The sequence below is a fragment of the Microbacterium meiriae genome (genome assembly GCF_040686935.1).
GTDB lineage: Bacteria > Actinomycetota > Actinomycetes > Actinomycetales > Microbacteriaceae > Microbacterium > Microbacterium meiriae.
Map to the genome: position 1 here is coordinate 301,370 of NZ_JBFBMF010000003.1, position 18,695 is coordinate 320,064.

Genomic DNA, 18,695 nt, shown 5'->3' on the forward strand with positions numbered 1-18,695 from the left:
TCATCAGAGGTCTGGATATCTTCATATGAAGACGCGAAGGCGTCAGGCGGATCCGGTTCTCTGGGGGGATCATGGGGACGAGTGCGACGACGGCACGACGTGACGAGGGACCGACGGGCGAAGACCCGCTCCTCGGCCCGCACGCCCTGCGGGCGTGGGTCACGGGAGCGCGGGAGGCCCGCACCCGCGTGTTCCTGCGGGAGACCGAGGCGGGGGCGGAGGCTGTCGCTGCGGCGGCAGGGCCCGAGGATGTGATCTTCCAGCCCCTCGAATCGACGTCGCGGCCGGGGACGGCGAGGATCGTCGGTTACAGCGGAACGCTCGCCGACCTCGGCGACGAGTTCTTCCTGGGGGAGCGCGGCGTCGAGCTCCAGGACTACATCGCGGCCTCGTTCGTCCAGATCATCGGACCGACGGCCGTGCGCTTCTTCGACGAGGCGAGCTGGCGCGCCTTCCTCGACGACGCCGATCTCGCCCGCAGCACCGGGGTCTTCGCCGCCGCGATGCTCGACCCCCGGGTGCTGCTCGCGGGTCGCCACGTTCTCGCGCGGCCACACGAGGTGGAGACTCCGAGCGCCCTGCGCATCGACGCGGACGGTGGCGTGCACCTCGGGCTGCAAGGGCAGGAGATCGGTCACGTGCGCGACCTCCCCGCCGTCCTCGGGCAGGCCCTGCCCGAGGCATCGGCGCTGGGCGGCGTGCCCGGCTCGGCCGACCTCATCACCGAACTCGACGCCCGGCTGTGGATCGGCCGGTACCTCGATGCGGCCGATCTCCGGAAGATGCTCCGCCTGCCGAACGGCACCGGCCGGATCGCGGGCTTCGGGTGGACGCTCCTCGACGACGGCCTGGCGGATGCGGAGCCCGAGGCCACCGATCCGTTCCTGCTCGACACCGCCGAGGGGTTCCTGCTCGCCGATGTCGGGACGCGGCGCCGGCACCTGCTGTCCCCGCTGACCGCCACCGTGGTCGACGCGATCCAGACCTCGCGGACGCGCGGGCTGGCGGCGGCTCGCGTGGCACGGGCGTGCGGAGTACCCGACGCGCATGCGCGGCGACTCTGCCTCGAGGCGCTGGAGGTGCTCGGCCTCCAGCTCGGCCGTCCGGTCGAGAGCGGCGGCACCCGATGAGCGTGCCGCACGCGCTGTGGACATCCATGCTCCCCGCCGACACCGCCTTCCCTCCGGATCGCGTGGCGGTGGGCGCCTCCGGGCATCGGATCTCCTACGCCGACGGCTCCCACCGTCTGTGCGCGACGAGCGGGCTGTGGAACGTCCCCCTCGGCTTCGGCAACCCCCGGGTCGCCGAAGCGGTGAACAGGGCCGCGCACGACGCCTCGTATCTGTCGCTGTTCCGCGCACCGCACCGGTACGCCGAGGATGCCGCCGACGCCCTCATCGCCCTCGCGGGTTCCGAGCGCTACCGCCGCGTGATCTTCTCCACGTCGGGCGGGGCGGCCAACGATGCCGCGATGAAGCTCGCGCGGCAGTACTGGGGGCAGCAGGGCGCCGGCTCTCGATCCCTCGTCGTCGGGCTCCGCGGCAGCTATCACGGCACGATGTACGGCAGTCACGTGCTGAGCGGCGACGATCTGCTGCAGTCGGTCTACGGCGTCGACCGGCGGACGGTGCGGCACGTGTCGCACTCCGACGACGGGGAGGAGCTCGCGGCGCTGCTGGAGCGCGAGGGGTCCCGCGTCGCCTCGGTCGTGGTGGAGCCGGTCCTGGGCAGCGGCGCCCATGCCCTGTCCGACGCCTTCGTCCGCCGTCTCCTGGAGCTGCGGGAGCGGCACGGGTTCCTGCTGGTCGCGGACGAGGTCGCGACCGGCTTCGGCCGCACCGGCTCGCTGTTCGCCACCGACCGCTGGGCGTCCGCTCCGGACGTCCTCATCCTGTCGAAGGCGCTGACGAACGGCGCGATGGGGGCCGCCGTGCTCCTCGTCGGACACCGCATCGCGATGGCCTACGCGCGCGGCGGGTGGACCTTCGTCCACGGGGAGACGCAGGCGGGCACGCCGGCCTGCGCCGCGGCGGTCCTCGCCGTGATCGACGAGCTCCGCCGTATCGACGTCGAGGCGACCGCCCAGGCACTGGCGACCGCGCTGCACCGCCTCGCCCGGAGCTGGCAGGACGAGGGCATCGTCACCGATGTCACCGGCTCCGGCTGCTTCGTCGGCCTGGGGCTCCGCCGGCCCGACGACTCCCCGCTCTCCGGCACCGAGGTCCTGGAGGTGGTGTCCGCCATCTCCGACAGCGGCGTCGTGGTCCACCCCGGTCCGAGCTCCTTCCAGCTCATCCCCGCCTACGGCTTCTCGTCGGCGGAACTGGCCGAGACCGATCGTGCCGTGCGGGCCGGTCTGGCGCGCGTGCGGGAGGCGGCGGCATGAGCGTGCCCTTCGCCGGCCGCGTCCCCACACTGTGGCACGGGCCCCGCGCCCGAGAGACGACGGGGCGTCTGACGGCGGGGCGGGACACGCTCGTGATCGCCGACGCGGCCGTCGCGCACACCTTTCCGACCGCACAGCAGGTGCGGAGGATGACGGTGGACGCCTCCGCGGTGGACGAGGTCGGGGTCCTCCTGATCGCCGACGAGATCATCCGGCGCCCGCCCGAGGTCATCGTGGCCGTCGGAGGCGGAAGCGTCCTCGATGCGAGCAAGATCGCGGCCCTGGCGCTCAGCCCCGGACGCCTCTTCGACTTCGCCCTCCGGCACGCGGCGACGGCAGCGCTCACGGTCCTGCCCGACGCGCTTCCGCCCGTCGACATCATCGCGATGCCGTCGACACTCGGCACGTCCTCGGAGACGAACAGCGTCGCCATCCTCCGGAACAGGTACGGGTCCCGGCTCCTCATCGGTCGACCGCTGCGCCCGCGTCACGCCGTCCTCGATCCCGAACGGCTCGCCACGCTCAGCCCCGCTGCCGTGCGGGAAGGGGCGCTGGAGGCCTTCCTCCGGGTGGCCGGAGCGTCGACGAGCCCGCGGACGGAGCGAGCGGAGCGCGACGCGAGGCTGCTCGGCCGCGCTCTCCTCGAGGCCGCAGCCGGCGAAGCGATGTCGGAGGCGGGGCGCCTGCGTCTCGCGCGCCTGAGTGCCGCCACCCAGCGCACGGCGGCGCTCCGCGGACCCGATCCGTACAGCGCCCGACACTGGTATCTCGCGAACGAGGTCGCCTTCCATCTCGGCGTCCGCAAGATGACGGCCACCGTGGCGGTCATCGCCGCGGTCTGGCGTCGGATCGGCGCGGGCGATCTCCGCTGGGGTGATCGCGTCAGCCTCGAGGCGTTCTGGACGGGCGTTGTGGGCGCGACCGGGCTACCCCGCGAGCCGGCCGCCGGCATCGCCGCGCTCGTCGATCAGGCAGACCTCCCGTCACCGCCGCGCCCGAGCGCACGGGAGATCGATCGGGTCGCCGCTGCGGTCGAGACCGCCTGGGGAGACCACCGACCCATGCTGCGCGGAATCCGTGCCACGGACATCCGCGCCGTGCTCCACGACTCCCGGTGGAGCACGCCCCCGGTCGGCGATCGCCGGCCCCGAACGGCCGAGAGGAGGTGATGTGAATGAACGACAGCACGGAGATGAGCATCCGGTTCCAGGAGCTCGACCCGATGGAGGCGCCCAGCTGGGACAGCTTCTACCAGGGCGTGATCGGCGCGCTGGTCCTCATCGGGATCGGCGCGGCAGCCGCCACCTGATGCCGCCTGGCCGCATCCGGATCAGACAGAGGAAGGAGGGACGCATGACCGCAGCACTGCCGGCGCTCGAGTTCACCGAACTCGAGGCCATGGATGCGCCGGGCGATGCCGACGACTACATCCGCGGCTTCGCCGTGGGCGTGATCATCGGAATTCTCGCCCTGACCTAGGAGGTGCACGTTGCAGACCACGTCGCTGGAGTTCCTGGAACTCGAACAGATCGACACCCCGCTCGAGTGGTGGGAGCACGCGAGCTACATCATCGCGATCATCGGCGGAGCCGCCGCCATCGCGACCTGACAGAGGGTGCGGGCGGGATCGTCCGCCCGCACCCCCCGACCATCCCTGCGAGGAGAGGCGATGCACGGATGACATCCCTGATCACCGAGACCGTGGCGGCACGGCTCGACCTGGTCGGCGCGACCGCCCGCGGGCAGGATCTGTACGCCGGGGCCGGCACAGACTTCTACGACCGGCTCGTCGGCCCGGACCGGGCGGAGGTCCGGGAGGTCCTGGCGCTCGCGCGCGCGGTCCCCGGTCCCGTCCTCGACCTCGCGGCCGGGAGCGGACGGCTGACGGTGCCGCTCGTGCGCTCCGGGCACCACGTCACGGCGGTCGATCTCTCGGCGGACATGCTCGCGCGCCTCCGCGGAGCCGTTCCGCACGGCGCGACGGTCGAGTGCGTCGTCGCGGACATGCGCGACCTCGCGCTCGACGGGCGGTACGGTCTGGTCATCCTCGGGGCGACCTCCATCACGGTGCTCGACCGGGAAGGCCGGGCGCGTCTCTACGCGGGTGTCCGACGTCATCTCGACTCCACCGGTGTCTTCGCCCTCACCGTCGCGGGCAGAGCGTCGGCGGACCGCCTCGCGGTGACGGCCGACCGCGAGATCGTGGTCCCCGGAAGCGCCGGAGACGAGCCCTACCTCTTCGCGCAGCAGATCGAGGACGACGGCGCCGTACGGGTGGTCAACTGGGTCCGTCTCGCCGACATCGCCCCGGGCGCGGAGGTGCCGGTGCTCACGAGTCGTCTGCATGTGCTGAGCCCCGAGATCCTGGCCGACGAACTCGTCGCGGCCGGCTTCACGGCCCCCCGGATCTCTCCGGTGCGGACGCCGGTCCCCGGGGAGATCCTGCTCCTCACGACGTCTCCCTCCGGAGATCGAGGGGGTGCGCGATGACCACCGCGGGTTCCCGGTCCCTGTGGCGACAGCGCGGACGAGGGCGGGACCCCCTCACCGCGGAGACGTGTCCCGCTCTGGCGACCGGCGTGGATTTCGAGCCCACCGGCGAGGGCTCCGCGTGGCTCGCCACGGTGCAGGGTGTGCCGTCCGCGCGGCTGTCCCGGGCGGTGGTCGACCTGTTGACGGCGATGGACGGCCGCACCCCGGTCTCCGCGCTGCGGGTACGCTTCGCGCCGGAGGCGACCGACGAGAGCGTGCTGCGACTGGTGGAGCGCTTCCGCGACAACGGTCTCCTGGACGGGGGCGCGTCCCGCCCACCCGGCCGCGTCGCCTACCGACCGCCGTTCACCCTGCAGTTCGCGACGCTCCGTGCGCCCGCCCTCTTCGCGCGCCTGGACCGGCTGGTCGTCCCCGTCCCGCGCCAAGCAGCCCTCGCGGCCGTCGCCGCGGTGCTCGTCGCCGGGGCCGTCGCCGCGATCCTGCAGGCCGGCGATCTCAGGAACGTGCTCACCTGCCCCCTACCGCTCACCGGCTTCGTCGTCGTCGTCGTGGCGCTGGGACTCGCGACGCTGTTCCACGAGGCCGCGCACGGGCTCACCCTCACCCGGCTGGGCGGTCGGCCGCGACGCGCCGGGTTCATGCTCTTCTACCTCACGCCCGCGTTCTTCGTCGATGTGACGGACGGATGGCGGCTCGCCGACCGTCGGCATCGTGTGGCGATCGCGCTCGCCGGCCCGGCCGTCCACGCCACCGCGGCGGCGGTGGCGATGCTCGCGGCTCTCGGCCTGCCGGCGTCGACGGCCCGCGAGACGCTGCTGCTCCTCGCGATCTCCTGCACTGTCGTCGTCCTCGTGAACCTGATCCCGTTCGTGCGGTTCGACGGGTACATCGCGTTGATGAGTGCGCTGGACGAACCGAATCTCCGGGGGAGGACGGTCCGCGACGGCGCGGGCTTCCTCGCCCGCGTCCTGTTCGGCGGCCCGCGGCAGCCTCGGGCGCTGGAGCGGTGGTGGAGCGTGCCGTTCGGCCTGTGCTGTCTGATGGCGCCGGTCGTGATGGTGCTGTTCGCGGTCGTGCGGACCGCACAGCTGTTCGCCGGAGGCGGGCCGGGGGCGAGCCTCGTCGTGCTCGCCCTGGAGAGCGTCGTGGTCGTGGTGGGCGTCGCCCTCCTGGTGCGCGCGCTGATCCGTGTGCGGCGATCCGGTGTCTCCCGGACTCGTCTCGTCGCGGTGACCGCCGCGCTCGCCGTCGGCACGGTGGCCGCCGGCATCCTCATCCCGGTCCCGACGGCCGCGACACTCGGGTTCCGGGTGGACGACGACCGCGTGGTCCTGGTCCGCGGAGGAGCGGACGCCGGTGCAGACATCCCGGACGGTGCACGCGTCATCCTGTCGACGCGGGGGATCCTCGCGAACGAGGACCGGGGCGAGGGGAGGACCGCGGTCCGCCCTGCGGCGGAGGCCGAGGTCCCGATCGAGGTGCTCTACCCGGTCAGGGTGCCCGGGGTGACTGTCGCGGCGACGGCCGTTGCGGAGGTCGAGGTGACCGGGGAGAGGAGCGCCCTGCCGGCAGCCGGACAGGCGCGGGTCGAGCTGGGCACGACCCCGCTGTGGCATGCGCTCTGGGCGGCGGCCGTGTCGCCGCTGGCGACCCCCACGAGCGAGGAGGAGAGAGGATGACCATGAATCAGCACGCCATCGAGGTGCGCGGCTTGACCAAGAGGTTCGGACACCGCACCGCCGTCGAGGACCTGTCGTTCGCCGTGCCCCGCGGAGCGATCGTCGGGCTGCTCGGCCCGAACGGCGCGGGGAAGTCGACGACGCTGCGCGCGATCGTCGGCCTCGTGCGCCCGACCGGCGGAGAGACCCTCATCGACGGGGCGCCGTTCGGTGCGCTCGACAACCCCGCCACGCACGTCGGCGTCCACATGGACGGGTTCGGCTTCGAGCCGGGCATCTCGGGGCGACGGCATCTGGAGATCTGCCGACTCGCCGCCGGGGCGCCCCGCGACCGCGTCGATGAGGTCCTCGGCGAGGTCGGGCTGGCCGCCGATGCGCGTCGCCGCGTGAAGACGTACTCGACGGGCATGGCCCAGCGGCTCGGGCTGGCCGCCGCATTGATCGGCGCGCCGCGGACGCTCATCCTCGACGAACCGGCCAACGGGCTGGATCCCGACGGCATCCGCTGGCTGCGCCGGTTCCTCCGCGGTTTCGCCGAACGCGGCGGCACGGTCCTCGTCTCCAGTCATCAGCTCCCCGAACTCGAGCAGGTCGTGGACGAGGTCGTCGTGATCAAGCGTCGGGCGCTCTTCGCCGGACGGCTGGACGACCTGGTCACCGGCGGGGCCGACTCGCTCGAGAGCCGGTACTTCGACCTCGTCGAGGGAACCCCGGCGTGAGCGGCGTGATCCGCAGCGAGCTGCTGCGCGCGGTGAGCGGGCTGTCGATCCTCGCCGTGTACCTCGTCGCCGTCCTCATGCCGACGTTCGTGCTCTTCTCCGACGGCTCGCGTTTCGCTCTCTACGGCCTCGACGCCGGCGCGGCGACGGCGCGACTGCTGGAGCCGCTCGCGTGGTCGGTCATCTCGGCGGCGTTCGTCGGTGCCTACCCCGTGACGCGGGAGTACTACTACGGCTCCATGAACCGCACGCTCACGGCGGTCGGCTTCCGTCGCGCCTTCCGAGGGAAACTGGTCGCCGGTGTCCTCATCGCCCTGGCGCTGGCCGGCGTCGTCTTCCTGCTGTGGACGCTCGCGATCTCTCTCCTGCTCGCTCGCCACGGGCTGGCGCTCGCCTTCACCGCCGAGGCATGGCGGATCATCGCCGGGGCCGTGGCCGGGGTCGTCCTCGGTGCTCTCATCGGCGGGGCGATCGGCTGGATCACCCGGAACTACTACGCGACGGCGATCATCGTCCTCGTCTTCCCGATGGCGCTGGAGTTCGCGCTGCTGCGGACGGCACCGGAGGTCGCGCGGTTCTCACCCGGGATGGCCATCGCCGCGCTGAGCGTGCCGGAGTACCAGGGACGACTGCTCGCCTTCGCGCCCGCACTCGGCATCGGGATGGCGTGGGCGATCGGTCTCGTCGCGCTCGCCGCCGTCCGAGGACGCCGGAGCGTCGCGTGATCGGTCGGGCGCTGCGGGCGCAGGCGCGCGGCGCGGCCGGGGATGTCGTCCTCCTCGGGATGGCACTCGCGGCCTTCGTGCTGTCCCTGTCCCTGGCGACCAGCATCCCGGCCGAGCTCGGCGATGCGCCACGGGAGGCGCGAGAAGAACTGGTGGCCCCCTTCGACGCTGTCCTCGCGACGTACGCCGGCATCCTCGCCGCCGTCTACGGTTCCTTCCGCTACACGATCGACCGGCGCGACGGTGTCGTCGCGCAGCGACTGATGCTGGAGTCCCGGTGGGCGATGCTCGTCGTCCGCATGCCTGCCTCGGCGCTGGGCGGCGCGGTCGTCGCGGTCGCGGCCGTCCTCGGCGGCCGCGCGGCGCTGTTCGTCACGATGGGCGGGATCCCCGTGCATCCGTCCGCCGTCATGGCCGCCCTCGCCCTCGGCGCGGCCGCCGCCCTCTGGGGCCTGGGGGTCGGCATCGTCGTGCAGGCGCATCTCGCGGCGCTGTTCGTCACCGCGTTCTCGATGGGGGTCGGGCTGCTCGTGGCGATGTTCTGGAGCGCCGGCGCCGTCTACCTGCCTCTTCCTGCTCTGCTCGACGCCTTCCGGTTCGACGGGTCCGCCATCGGCATCCCGGCGGGCGGAGGACTCGGGCTGCTGGCGGCGCCGATCGCGGCGGGCTGGATCCTCCTCGCCGTGGGGGCGGGATCGGCCGTGTTCCTGCGGCGGGACGTGACCTAGGCCCGCGGGAGGCGACGTAGGATTCCTGGGTGGCCACCCCCAAGATCCTCCTCTTCTACGCGTTCACCCCGCTCGCCGACCCGGAGGCCATCCGCGTCTGGCAGCGCGATCTCGGCGAGGCGTTGGGGCTGCGCGGTCGGCTGCTGATCTCGTCGCAGGGCATCAACGGCACTCTCGGCGGCGACCTCCCGGTGCTGAAGAAATGGGTGCGGTCATTCCGCTCCTATGCGCCCTTCCGCGACGCCGACATCAAGTGGAGCGAGGGCACCGGGCTCGACGCGTCGGGTCGCAGCCTCGACTTCCCGAAGTTGAGTGTGAAGGTGCGCGACGAGATCGTGTCGTTCGGCGCCCCGGACGAGCTGCGGGTCGGCGCGGACGGCGTCGTCGGCGGGGGCGCGCGGCTCACCCCCGAACAGCTGCACGCCCTGGTCGCCGAGCGCGGGGACGAGGTCGTGTTCTTCGACGGACGGAACGCGCTGGAGGCCCAGATCGGACGCTTCCGCGGCGCCGTCGTGCCGGATACGGAGACCACCAGGGACTTCGTGCGCCTGCTCGACTCCGGCACCTACGACGACCTGAAGGGCAAGCCCGTCGTCACGTACTGCACCGGCGGCATCCGCTGCGAGGTGCTGTCGAGTCTCATGGTCGCCCGCGGCTTCGGCGAGGTGTATCAGCTGGAGGGCGGCATCGTCCGTTACGGGGAGACCTTCGGCGACGACGGCCTCTGGGACGGATCGCTCTACGTCTTCGACGGGCGTGGATCCGTCGACTTCTCGGATCACGCGCGGGTCATCGGTGTGTGCGTGGGATGCGGCGCGGCGACCAAGCGCACCGCCAACTGCCCTGACCCGTCGTGCCGCGTGCAGTCCGTCGTCTGCGCGGACTGCGAGGCCGTCGCGTGCCCCGCGCATGCGGCCACCGTGCCGACGCGGGCCTGAGCGGCGCGACGACGACGGTCACACCAGGAGCCGGGCGTCTGATCCGCGCGGAGCGTAGAGCGACCGCGGCAGCAGCAGTGCGCGTGCCCGCGTCGACCCGTCGACATGCGCGCGGAGACTGGCGAGCACGGACTGCAAGGGCGCGCCGAGGTCGTCCTCCGCCGCGGACGCGCGGGCGTAGTTGGCGCGCTCCACGGCCGCGATGAGCCGCCCCAGCGCACCCTCGTCGGCTCCCGCGTCCCTGACGAGCCCGGCGGCCCGCATCCGCGGACTGTCCGCATCCGAGACCGCGATCCGGAGATCGATCAGGGTGTCGCGCAGTTCCGCCCAGGCCGCGGCGGCGTCTCCGCGTGCGGCACGGCGCATACGCAGGCGCCGCTCGACGAGCCGGACGAGCGCGGGAAGGAGGAGGAGCGCCACGACGCCGAGCACGGTGAGGACCACCGGCGTCGGGTCCAGCCGGCGCAGCTCTCCGGAGTCCGTCGAGCCGGCATCGGCATCCCGCCGATCGACCTCGGGGCCGGAGGTCTCCTCCGTCTGGGGTGCGGTCGTCGGCGCAGGAGTGGCCGGACCTCCGCCGGTCCCGCCTGCGGTCGTGCCCGCCCGGAAGGCCGTGGGGACCCCGAGCGAGGCGGTCGGCTCGAACGGCACCCAGCCGATCCCGGGGAACAGCACCTCGGGCCAGGAATGCAGCTGATCGCTCGATACCGAGAAGATCGACTCGTCTCCGCGCTTCTCGTCCGTGAGGGACCCGGGGAGGTAGCCCACCACGATGCGCACCTGCATGCCCAGGCTCTCGGCCATGAGGGCGAAGGAGCCGGCGAAGTGCACGCAGTACCCGGACCGCTCCTCGAGGAATCGTGCCACCGCGTCCGCGCCCGTCCCGTCGAATCCCTCGTCGACCGGCGTCTCCAGCGAGTACTCGAACTGCGACCGGAACCAGTTCTGCAGGGCGACGAGGCGGTCGTAGTCGGTCTCCTCGTCCGCGGTGACCTCCGTCGCCAGCCGGGAGATGATGTCCGGCAGCTCGACGTCCTCGTCCTCCGCGTCCGCGAGGGGCGGGGCGGCCTCCGCGGCGCGGATCTGCTCCAGGGTCGGCGTCACGCGGAGCGAGGTGACCGTGTAGTCGTTGCCGACCGCATCGGCACGGCGGGAGAAGAGGGTGCGGTTCTCGGGCGACACGCGCCACGCGGCGCTCAGACCCTGCACTTCCGTGGCCGGATACGGCAGCGGGAGCCAGGAGCTCGACATGCGCAGCACCCGGATCGAGGTCGTCTGCTCCGCGGTGGTGATGTCGTCCCCCCACTCCGGATCCCCGAAGCCGTCGACCTGAGACTGCAGGTCCCCGCGATCCGGCTGCCAGACGCGGCCGTCGAACCGGGAGAGGGTCGTGAGGCGGAGATACGGGGCGGTGTCGGTCTTCGCGGCCACCGTCAGCACCTCGACCGGACTCGGCTGCCGCAGATCGTCGCCCAGCCGTAGCGAGGCATCGACGGTCACGCCGACCCCGGTGCCGGTGATGGTCGAGCCGACCGGGAGCAGCGGCGTCACGACGAGGGTGGTCGCGAGGGCGGCGGCACCGACGGCGACCGCGACGCCGGCCGACGCGCGGCGCGGTGACTCCGGATGCCGACGTGCAGTGAAGCGGAACACGAGGAGCGCCACGACCGCCGCGAGGGCGAACCAGGCCACATTCGGGGCACCAAGGGTGATGATCATGGGCACCGCACCGGTGACGCCCAGCAGAACGGTCGTGAGCACGGCGGAGCGACTCGCGATCAGGAGATCGAGCAGGATCGCGACGACCGCGAAGCCCGCTCCGAGGGCGGCCGCAAGCCCCGGGGAGGCCTCCAGCGGGGCCGAACCGAAGACGATCTCCTCCGCCGCGGCGGAGGCGAGGGCCTGGAACAGGCCGAAGGTGCGGGGCGTCGGCACGACCCCCGCGATCGCGGTGTCTCCGGCGAGGAGCAGCGTGAGGACGCCCACCGCCACGATGACCTGCGCCACAAGGGCGAGCAGCCCGGCGATACCCTCCGAACGCCCGCGTAGGAGATGACGCACGAGCGCGCCGACCCCCACGACCGCGATGATGACGACGGTCGCGACGAACGACCAGGTCCCCGGAGCGATGACGGCGGTGAACGGCCACAGCGCCGTGAGGGCCGCGAGGCCGGCGAGGGCCGCCGGAGCGAGGACACCGGATGGCGGCTCCTCCCGGTCACGGTGCCAGCGTGCGCGGGTGTCGGCGGGCACGGGGGCGGGTCGCGTGCGCTCAGCGCGGAACATCAGCGGCTCCCGTCCGCGCCGACAGCGCGTCGTCCCAGGCATCCGCGACGTCGACGCCGAGCCGGGTCACGGTCCAGCCGTGCCGGCGGGCGGCGTCCTCCGTTCCCGGGAGCGGATCGGTGCTGAACAGCAGCGGTGCTGCGGCTCCCGCCGGACGCAGGAGCGCGGCGTCCTCCTCGTCCAGCCGACCGGTCACATAGACGAGCGGCCCCGGCGGTGTCCCGCCCAGGAGCGCGGCGAGGTCGCGCCTCTCGCCGCGCGGCGTCACCATCGCCAGGGCGACCAGCAGGCCGTCCCTGTCGTCCTCGTGTCCGCGGAGCACGCCGAGGAGCGTGCCGGCGCTGTCCAGCACGTCGACGCTGTACCCCTCCGCAGCGAGGTGCACGGCGGCGGACGCGCACAGGGAGACCGCGGCCTCGAATGCCGGGTCGACGGCATCGGTCCCCGTGGTCCAGCCGCCGGCGGCGAGGTCGAGCACGACGACCGCGTCGGGGCTCGACTCCTCCTCCTCCTGCCGGACCATGAGTTCGCCGCGGTGCGCCGTCGCCCTCCAGTGGATGCGTCGCATCGAGTCACCCGGTGCGTAGCCGCGGGGGGAGAGGTTGTCGCTGCCCTGGCCCAGGCGGGTGGAGGAGGTGTGCGCGGTCCCGCCCGCGGCGCCGATCCGCACGGCGAGCGGGGTGAGCGCGAAGACCTCCGGCACGACCGTGATGGTGCGCGTGTCGCCGAAGGCCTGCTCGCGCTGGGCGAGACCGAACGGGTCGACGGTGCGCAGCAGGAGGGGGCCCAGCGGCCAGACACCCCGGCGGACGCCGGTGACGAGGTAACTCAGCTGGGGTGTGTCCCGGGGATACTCGCCCCCCGAGTCGCCGGCGACCGCGGTGGGGAGGACGTCGTGCCAGAGCCCGTGCGGGACCCGGAGGGCGCGCAGCGTGAAGCGGACCGTCACCCGCGAGGTCTCCGAGACCGTGAGCAGGTCGGTCGAGATCTGTCGGCTGACCGTTCCGGAACGTCGCGGGAGACGCACGGCGAGGGCGGCGAACAGCGTGAGCGCAGCCAGCAGGATCCCGAGGTACAGGAGGATCCTGGCGCCGAGGACGTTGGCCGCGATCACGCACCCGAGCGCGGCGACGAGCGCACCGGTGCCGCGCGGCGTGAGCAGTCGACGTCGGCGCATGATCGCGTCCTCAGGAGCGGGTCGCGACGGGGACGCGGACGCGCTCGGCGATCTGGGTGAGTGCGGCCTCGACCGGCTGCGCGCCGGCACGGTGGGCCCCGCGGGCGGGGAGCAGCCGGTGCGCGAACACGGGGATCAGCAGGTCGGTGATGTCGTCCGGGATGACGTAGTCGCGGCCGTCCAGCGCGGCCCAGACCTTCGCCGCGCGGACGAGCTGCAGCGTGGCCCGCGGGCTGGCGCCGAGGTGCAGGCTGGGGTCGTTCCGCGTCGCCTGGGCGAGGGAGACGGCGTACTCCTCGAGGGCGGGCGCCACGTGCACGGCGCGCGCCCACGCGATGAGCTGGGAGATCGCGGCGGCGTCCGCGACGGGGGTGACGGTCGCCAGCGGATTCACGACGTCGCGCTGCCGGAGCATGAGGGCCTCGGCCGCGGGGTCGGGGTAGCCCATCGAGATGCGCATCATGAAGCGGTCGCGCTGCGCCTCCGGGAGCGCGTACGTGCCCTCCATCTCCAGCGGGTTCTGCGTGGCGACCACGAGGAACGGATCGGGCAGCCGGTGGGTGGAGCCGTCGACCGTGACCTGCCCCTCCTCCATGGCCTCCAGCAGCGCCGACTGGGTCTTGGGGGACGAGCGGTTGATCTCGTCGGCGATGACGATGTGCGCGAAGATGGCGCCGCGTTTGAACTCGAACTCGCGGTCGACGGGGTTGTAGACGGACACGCCCGTCACGTCGCCGGGAAGGAGATCCGGGGTGAACTGGATGCGCCGGACGGTGGCATCGACGGTGGCGGCGAGGGCGCGCGCAAGCATGGTCTTCCCGACCCCGGGCACGTCCTCGATGAGCAGATGGCCTTCGGCGAGCAGGCAGACGAGGGCGCTGCGCACGGCCTCGGGCTTCCCGTCGATCACCTGGCTGATCGAGCCGAGGATGGCCGCCGTCTGTGCGGCGAATCCGTCGGCGTCGATCGCGACCGGGCTCAGGGGGGCGTTCTCTGGCATGCGTTCCCTCTCGTCCGGCGCAACGATGCGCGTGCATCGATCGTACGCTCCGCACGGCCTGCGGGACCATGTCGGGCTGGCCGGTCTGCGTGAGACGGCAGGGCCGGCCGTCAGCCCCAGATCCGGTACCGCGGCTCCGCGGGGTCGAGCAGCGCAGGGGTGAGGCGGGCGACCTGGAGCAGCGCGAGACCCGTCGTCCCCCGGAGTTCGTGGAGCTCGCACTGCCCGACCGTCTCCCGCCACCGCGCGGCGAAAGCCTCGGCGTCGGCTCGGCGGCGGGAGAGCGCTGCGGGAACCGGCAGCAGACGACGACCGGGGACGGCGCGGTCGACGATCGAGCGGAGGCGGTCGAGCACGGGACCGGGCCGGCCGAAGACCCCCTGGTCGACCCGCAGGAGGAAGCGCGGGCTCTCGGCCACGGCGAACAGCTCCTGCAGGGCGTCGGCGATCAGTGCGCGGTCGCTCCGCGGGCCGGCGATCTCGATCCAGAAGTCGGCGGCGGAGCGGTTGCGCACCCGGACGGTCGAGGCATCGAAGGGCCCCACCCGTCCGGCGTCGTGGAGGGACCGGGCGATGGCCAGCGCGGCGCCGCCGTACAGAGCAGCGGGGTCACGGAGGCGGTGCAACGCGCGCAGCACGCTGGACCCGCACACCACAGCGGTCGCCAGCACGCCGCCGAGCGCCGCGACGGTGACGCCCGCCTCCAGCGGGAGGGAGACTGCGCCGATCGCCCCCAACGCCGCCGTTCCGAGGGCGATGCCGGTCGCGCTGAATCCGAATGTCAGGGGCACGGCAGCGGCGAGGGTCGGTCCCGTCCGCAGCAGGCGGGCCTCCGGCGTCGTGCGGACGGACACCACGTCGCGCTCCCGGGAGTCGTGAGGCTCGCCGATCCGCCAGTCCGCTCTGGTCTGGGCGCGGGTGGGGAGCCGCGAGAGCGTCTCCTCGTTGATCCTCTCGATCGTGGCGCCGGGGACCTTCTCGAGGACGTCGTCGAGTGCGGCGATCGCGGCGGAGGGGAGCGCGTGGTCCAGTCCCGAGACGATCCGGGTGCCGTCGTCGGCGCTGAGCCCCCAGAGGTGTCCGTGTCGTCGTCGCAGGCGCTGCGTCTCGGCGGGGCTGTCCAGGTCGACGGACGCGGGGATGACGCACGCCACCGACCAGTTGTGCGCCACCTTCTCCGGCCATGCGGGGTCGAGACGCAGGGTGCGCCCCCGGAGCTGCTGGGTGCCGGTGCTCGTCGCCACCGCGGTCAGATCGATCAGCGTGTTCACCGACGGGCAGTCCCACCCCTCGCCGAGGAGTCCTCGGGTGCCCACGAGCACCCGCACGGTGCCGCGTCGGATCAGCTCCGAGACGGCCGCGACGACCTGGCCCCGTCCGGCCTCGGCGACGCGGAGATCCCGCGCGCCTCCTGCTCCGTCGACGACCGTCACCTCGTCCCCGAGCACCGCGGACAGCTGCTCCGCGAGGTCGGCGGCATCGACGGCCCGCACCCGCAGATGATGGGCGGTCAGCAGCACCGGACGCAGTGTCCCTGTCACTTCGTCGGCGGCCAGGAGGTCGAAGACGCGGAGCGCGCCGGCGGGCTGCCCGGTGAGCCCGCGGCGGCTCCCGTGCTCGACGAAGTCGGTCACGACCACCGCGCGCATCCGGGCGCCGGCGTCTCCGCTCAGCTCGCGGCGCAGGATGTCCACGGCCGCGCGGTCCTTCGCCACCGAAGACGTCAGTGTGGTCTCCACCGGGTCCCGGCCGCGTCGCAGCCCCCGGTCGGTGAGGTGCAGGCCGAAATCCGCGAGAGCTCCGCGCACGTGCTCCCATTGGCGCAGGGCGGTGGGGTCGGTGAGCAGGCGCGTCTGCGCGAAACGGGTGAGGACCGTGAGGAGGTCGTCGGTCGTGCAGCGGCCGAACAGCACCGGCGGCAGGAGCGCGCCGATCGGGTGCCACGGCGCCACCGCCTTGAGGACGACGCCGGCGGCCCGGGTGAGGGTGAAGTCCGTGGAGAGCGCGTGCTCCAGCCGTGCCCGCCGCGCGATGTCGGGGTCGTCCGTCCCCGTCGGTGGCACGGAGCCCTCCGCCGGCTCCGGCTGCAACGTCGCCTCCAGATACGCCACGCCGTCCGGCGAGGACAGCGCCTGCCCGACGAGATCCGCGAGCAGGGCTTCGTGCCGGCGGATGAAGGCGGCCTCGGTCGGGTCCGGCTGGGTGAACCAGATCGGATCCCGGTAGGGCGCGAGGTGGCCCTCCTTCACCACCGCGGGGGCGGGCACCTCGTAGTCCACGTCTCCGAGCAGGCGCGTGTAGTTCTCGTACTCGACACCGTCGTCGGGGGAGGGGAGCGTCGCCGTCAGGCCGATCAGGACCGGGGGTGATCCCGCGGCCCGGATGCGCGCCGCCAGGTAGGCGACGACCAGCGCCCAGTGGTCGAGCAGATGATGGCACTCGTCGAGGATGATCGTGCGCACTCCGGCGGCGACGATCGCGTCGATGAGCGCCACGGCGTTGGGGTGCAGCACCCGGGCCAGCTCCTCCGGGCGCTGCTGCGAGAACGAACGGCGCACCCGGCGTACCCGCCGCCGGAGTCCTGAGCGGTAGCGGTCGGGGTTGTCGACCTCGAGCGTGGCGAGCCAGGTCGCCGCATCGGCCTCGGACCGATCGGTCTCGGCGAGCTCGGCGATCCACCGATGACGCGCCAGCTCCTCGAACGGCGAGCCGTCGCCGGTGACGCTGAGGAGTTGGTAGGTCAGCACGGTGAGATCCCCGAGTCGCCGCGGATCGTCCGAGACGGCATCGTCCTCGGGGGCGAGCTTCCGTGCCTCCCGGAGCCATTGCTGGCGGATGGTGAGCGTCGGAGTCAGGACGAGCGTGCGGTGCCCCTCCCGCGCGGCGAGCAGCAGTCCGAGCAGGGTCTTGCCGGAACCCGGCGGTGCGACGACGTGCATCTTCTCGTCGGAGCCGACCTCGATGCGCTCCAGCACCTCGGCCTGGTACGTGCGCAGCGGTCCGCGGAACCGCCACGACGAGAGCGGGTGGGCGAGCGGATCCATGACCTGCACAGTCTCTCAAAGAGTGCGGTGTGTCATCGCGCCGGTCGGCGTCGGGTAGAGTGGACGACGGCTCTCCGCGTGGCGGCATCCAGGCCAATTCCCCCAGGGCGGAAACGCAGCAAGGGTAACCGGGCTCTGCTGGGTGCGCGGAGGGTCTTTTCTTTTGCCCGCGTCCAGCCGGCCCCAGGGTGCTCCTGCGAGAATCGAGCGGTGACCGTTCCTCCGCCGGCCAGAGCCGAGCATCCGCTGCGGCGATTCGCGTCGCCCGTGCTGCTGCTCGCGGCGATGTGGGCGGTGCAGTTCGCGGACGCCGTGCTGCCGGGCTCGTTCAGCGGCCTCGGCATCCGCTCGTGGCATCCCGCCGGGCTGCTCGGGATCGTGTTCGCGCCGCTGCTGCACGCGAGCTGGGCGCATCTGATCGCGAACTCCGTCCCGTTCCTCGTGCTGGGCTGCCTGGTGGCCGTCGAGGGCACGCGCCGGTTCTGGGCGGTCACCGTGATCGTCGCGGTCGTCGGCGGGCTCGGGACCTGGCTCGTGAACGCGCCCGGCACGCTGACGGTCGGCGCCTCCGGACTCGTGTTCGGCTACTTCGGCTACGTGGTGATGCGGGTGTTCGCCCCCGGCCGCGTGGCGCATCGCATCCTCTACGCGGTGATCGCCGTCGTCGTGGTCGGCCTGTACGGCGGCACCATGCTGGCCGGGGTGTTCGGCGTCGCGGACGGTGTGTCCTGGCAGGGCCATCTGTTCGGTGCCATCGGGGGCGGTGCGGCCGCGCTCGCCGGACGCCGTCCCGATCAGCGCCGCGCCGTCGGACGATGACGGCTCCGCGCACGAGGAGGACGACGGGGACGCGGACCACGTCGACCCGGCGGCCCGCCGCGTCGCGCGAGGCCGCCAACCGCCGACGCCGCGAGGCCCGCCGTCGAGCCGCCCGGCGCGCACAGCGGAAGCGGATCCTGCGACGCGTCGCCGTGTCCGCCGCCGTGGTGGCCGCGGGGGCGGCGCTGCTCGTGCTCATCCCGCTGGGGCTGGCGAGGGATCCGGCGCCCGTCTGCCTCGACCGTCCGTCGACCTTCCCCCAGGCAGGAGTGGCCGGATGGAGCGGTGAACAGCTCGAGAACGCTGCGACCATCATCCGCACCGCCGACGAGCTCGGATTCGCGCGGGACGGCCAGATCCTCGGCGTCATGACCGCGATGGGCGAGAGCAGTCTGCGCAACATCGACTACGGGGACTGGGAGACGCGCGGCTGGACCAATCCGGATGGATCGCGCACGACGAGCATCGGCCTCTTCCAGCAACAGGACTGGTGGGGAAGCGTGGAGCAGCGGATGGATCCGGCCACCGCCGCCCGGCTGTTCTTCGAGCGCCTCGGACGCGTGCCCGACTGGCCGTCGATGGCGCCCTCGCATGCCATCCACCGGGTGCAGGTGAACACCGATCGGGACTACTACACGCGGTATCAGGAGGACGCGACGGCGGTCGTCGACGTGCTCTCCGGCCCGTGCGAGTGACCGCCG

18 protein-coding genes and 1 other RNA gene are annotated in these 18,695 nt (G+C 72.8%); 15 read left to right on the forward strand and 4 right to left on the reverse strand.

The features are described from left to right. Positions 1–71 precede the first annotated feature (71 nt). The 12 genes from mpaB to trhO all read left to right on the forward strand — a co-directional run bounded on the left by mpaB (position 72) and on the right by trhO (position 9,668). Positions 72–1,130: a daptide biosynthesis RiPP recognition protein gene (gene mpaB, locus AB0P08_RS11470; RefSeq protein ID WP_363589948.1), complete on the forward strand. Its 1,059-nt coding sequence runs from the start codon at positions 72–74 to the stop codon at positions 1,128–1,130. Continuing rightward, positions 1,127–2,386, forward strand: a complete 1,260-nt coding sequence (gene mpaD / locus AB0P08_RS11475) for a daptide-type RiPP biosynthesis aminotransferase (protein ID WP_363589949.1) — start codon at positions 1,127–1,129, stop codon at positions 2,384–2,386. The genes mpaB and mpaD overlap by 4 nt, the downstream gene beginning before the upstream one ends. Further along, entirely contained in the window at positions 2,383–3,555 is a 1,173-nt protein-coding gene (gene mpaC / locus AB0P08_RS11480; RefSeq protein ID WP_363589950.1) for a daptide-type RiPP biosynthesis dehydogenase, read from the forward strand. The genes mpaD and mpaC overlap by 4 nt, the downstream gene beginning before the upstream one ends. Positions 3,556–3,560: 5 nt before the next feature. After that, on the forward strand, positions 3,561–3,695 hold the full coding sequence (mpaA1, locus tag AB0P08_RS11485; RefSeq protein ID WP_259951368.1) for an MpaA1 family daptide-type RiPP: 135 nt from the start codon (positions 3,561–3,563) through the stop codon (positions 3,693–3,695). A 44-nt stretch (positions 3,696–3,739) separates the two neighbouring features. Continuing rightward, positions 3,740–3,865, forward strand: a complete 126-nt coding sequence (gene mpaA2 / locus AB0P08_RS11490; RefSeq protein ID WP_257721411.1) for an MpaA2 family daptide-type RiPP — start codon at positions 3,740–3,742, stop codon at positions 3,863–3,865. A 10-nt stretch (positions 3,866–3,875) separates the two neighbouring features. Next, positions 3,876–3,995: an MpaA3 family daptide-type RiPP gene (gene mpaA3, locus AB0P08_RS11495; RefSeq protein ID WP_292788270.1), complete on the forward strand. Its 120-nt coding sequence runs from the start codon at positions 3,876–3,878 to the stop codon at positions 3,993–3,995. 68 nt (positions 3,996–4,063) lie between these two features. Then, positions 4,064–4,876 (forward strand): daptide-type RiPP biosynthesis methyltransferase, encoded by an 813-nt coding sequence (mpaM, locus tag AB0P08_RS11500; RefSeq protein ID WP_363589951.1) that lies wholly within the window; start codon positions 4,064–4,066, stop codon positions 4,874–4,876. Further along, positions 4,873–6,558 carry a daptide biosynthesis intramembrane metalloprotease gene (mpaP, locus tag AB0P08_RS11505; RefSeq protein ID WP_363589952.1) on the forward strand — a complete coding sequence of 562 codons (1,686 nt, stop codon included), beginning with the start codon at positions 4,873–4,875 and terminating at the stop codon, positions 6,556–6,558. The genes mpaM and mpaP overlap by 4 nt, the downstream gene beginning before the upstream one ends. Continuing rightward, complete coding sequence (locus AB0P08_RS11510) at positions 6,555–7,277, forward strand: ATP-binding cassette domain-containing protein (protein ID WP_363589953.1); 723 nt, start codon at positions 6,555–6,557, stop codon at positions 7,275–7,277. Before mpaP ends, AB0P08_RS11510 begins: the two co-directional genes overlap by 4 nt. Further along, on the forward strand, positions 7,274–8,002 hold the full coding sequence (locus AB0P08_RS11515; protein WP_363589954.1) for an ABC transporter permease: 729 nt from the start codon (positions 7,274–7,276) through the stop codon (positions 8,000–8,002). The genes AB0P08_RS11510 and AB0P08_RS11515 overlap by 4 nt, the downstream gene beginning before the upstream one ends. Beyond that, positions 7,999–8,730 (forward strand): hypothetical protein, encoded by a 732-nt coding sequence (locus AB0P08_RS11520; protein ID WP_363589955.1) that lies wholly within the window; start codon positions 7,999–8,001, stop codon positions 8,728–8,730. The genes AB0P08_RS11515 and AB0P08_RS11520 overlap by 4 nt, the downstream gene beginning before the upstream one ends. A 29-nt stretch (positions 8,731–8,759) precedes the next feature. Further along, on the forward strand, positions 8,760–9,668 hold the full coding sequence (trhO, locus tag AB0P08_RS11525; RefSeq protein ID WP_363589956.1) for an oxygen-dependent tRNA uridine(34) hydroxylase TrhO: 909 nt from the start codon (positions 8,760–8,762) through the stop codon (positions 9,666–9,668). Between the two features lie 18 nt (positions 9,669–9,686). Here the strand turns inward: trhO and AB0P08_RS11530 are convergent, their stop codons facing one another. The 4 genes from AB0P08_RS11530 to AB0P08_RS11545 all read right to left on the reverse strand — a co-directional run bounded on the left by AB0P08_RS11530 (position 9,687) and on the right by AB0P08_RS11545 (position 17,175). Continuing rightward, entirely contained in the window at positions 9,687–11,954 is a 2,268-nt protein-coding gene (locus AB0P08_RS11530; protein ID WP_363589957.1) for a transglutaminase TgpA family protein, read from the reverse strand. Further along, complete coding sequence (locus tag AB0P08_RS11535) at positions 11,941–13,131, reverse strand: DUF58 domain-containing protein (RefSeq protein WP_363589958.1); 1,191 nt, start codon at positions 13,129–13,131, stop codon at positions 11,941–11,943. Before AB0P08_RS11535 ends, AB0P08_RS11530 begins: the two co-directional genes overlap by 14 nt. A gap of 10 nt (positions 13,132–13,141) precedes the next feature. Further along, positions 13,142–14,131, reverse strand: a complete 990-nt coding sequence (locus AB0P08_RS11540; protein WP_187662170.1) for an AAA family ATPase — start codon at positions 14,129–14,131, stop codon at positions 13,142–13,144. A gap of 110 nt (positions 14,132–14,241) precedes the next feature. Continuing rightward, on the reverse strand, positions 14,242–17,175 hold the full coding sequence (locus tag AB0P08_RS11545) for a DEAD/DEAH box helicase family protein (protein WP_363589959.1): 2,934 nt from the start codon (positions 17,173–17,175) through the stop codon (positions 14,242–14,244). Positions 17,176–17,240: 65 nt separating this feature from the next. On the opposite strand from AB0P08_RS11545, the gene ffs reads away from it, so the two are divergent. The 3 genes from ffs to AB0P08_RS11560 all read left to right on the forward strand — a co-directional run bounded on the left by ffs (position 17,241) and on the right by AB0P08_RS11560 (position 18,689). Continuing rightward, positions 17,241–17,337, forward strand: an RNA gene (gene ffs / locus AB0P08_RS11550) — signal recognition particle sRNA small type. 48 nt (positions 17,338–17,385) lie between these two features. Then, a complete protein-coding gene (locus tag AB0P08_RS11555; protein WP_363589960.1) occupies positions 17,386–17,994 on the forward strand; it encodes a rhomboid family intramembrane serine protease in 609 nt (202 codons plus the stop codon). Then, positions 17,991–18,689, forward strand: a complete 699-nt coding sequence (locus tag AB0P08_RS11560) for a hypothetical protein (protein WP_363589961.1) — start codon at positions 17,991–17,993, stop codon at positions 18,687–18,689. The genes AB0P08_RS11555 and AB0P08_RS11560 overlap by 4 nt, the downstream gene beginning before the upstream one ends. Positions 18,690–18,695: the final 6 nt, after the last annotated feature.

Excerpts from the sequence above, each read along its gene's own strand:
- AB0P08_RS11530 (WP_363589957.1), bottom strand. The coding sequence starts at position 11,954 with ATGTTCCGCGCTGAGCGCACGCGACCCGCCCCCGTGCCCGCCGACACC.
- mpaM (WP_363589951.1), top strand. The coding sequence starts at position 4,064 with ATGACATCCCTGATCACCGAGACCGTGGCGGCACGGCTCGACCTGGTC.
- mpaB (WP_363589948.1), top strand. The coding sequence starts at position 72 with ATGGGGACGAGTGCGACGACGGCACGACGTGACGAGGGACCGACGGGC.
- AB0P08_RS11535 (WP_363589958.1), bottom strand. The coding sequence starts at position 13,131 with ATGCGCCGACGTCGACTGCTCACGCCGCGCGGCACCGGTGCGCTCGTC.
- AB0P08_RS11560 (WP_363589961.1), top strand. The coding sequence starts at position 17,991 with ATGACGGCTCCGCGCACGAGGAGGACGACGGGGACGCGGACCACGTCG.
- mpaA1 (WP_259951368.1), top strand. The coding sequence starts at position 3,561 with ATGAACGACAGCACGGAGATGAGCATCCGGTTCCAGGAGCTCGACCCG.
- mpaC (WP_363589950.1), top strand. The coding sequence starts at position 2,383 with ATGAGCGTGCCCTTCGCCGGCCGCGTCCCCACACTGTGGCACGGGCCC.
- mpaD (WP_363589949.1), top strand. The coding sequence starts at position 1,127 with ATGAGCGTGCCGCACGCGCTGTGGACATCCATGCTCCCCGCCGACACC.
- mpaP (WP_363589952.1), top strand. The coding sequence starts at position 4,873 with ATGACCACCGCGGGTTCCCGGTCCCTGTGGCGACAGCGCGGACGAGGG.
- mpaA2 (WP_257721411.1), top strand. The coding sequence starts at position 3,740 with ATGACCGCAGCACTGCCGGCGCTCGAGTTCACCGAACTCGAGGCCATG.
- AB0P08_RS11510 (WP_363589953.1), top strand. The coding sequence starts at position 6,555 with ATGACCATGAATCAGCACGCCATCGAGGTGCGCGGCTTGACCAAGAGG.
- AB0P08_RS11540 (WP_187662170.1), bottom strand. The coding sequence starts at position 14,131 with ATGCCAGAGAACGCCCCCCTGAGCCCGGTCGCGATCGACGCCGACGGA.
- AB0P08_RS11545 (WP_363589959.1), bottom strand. The coding sequence starts at position 17,175 with ATGGATCCGCTCGCCCACCCGCTCTCGTCGTGGCGGTTCCGCGGACCG.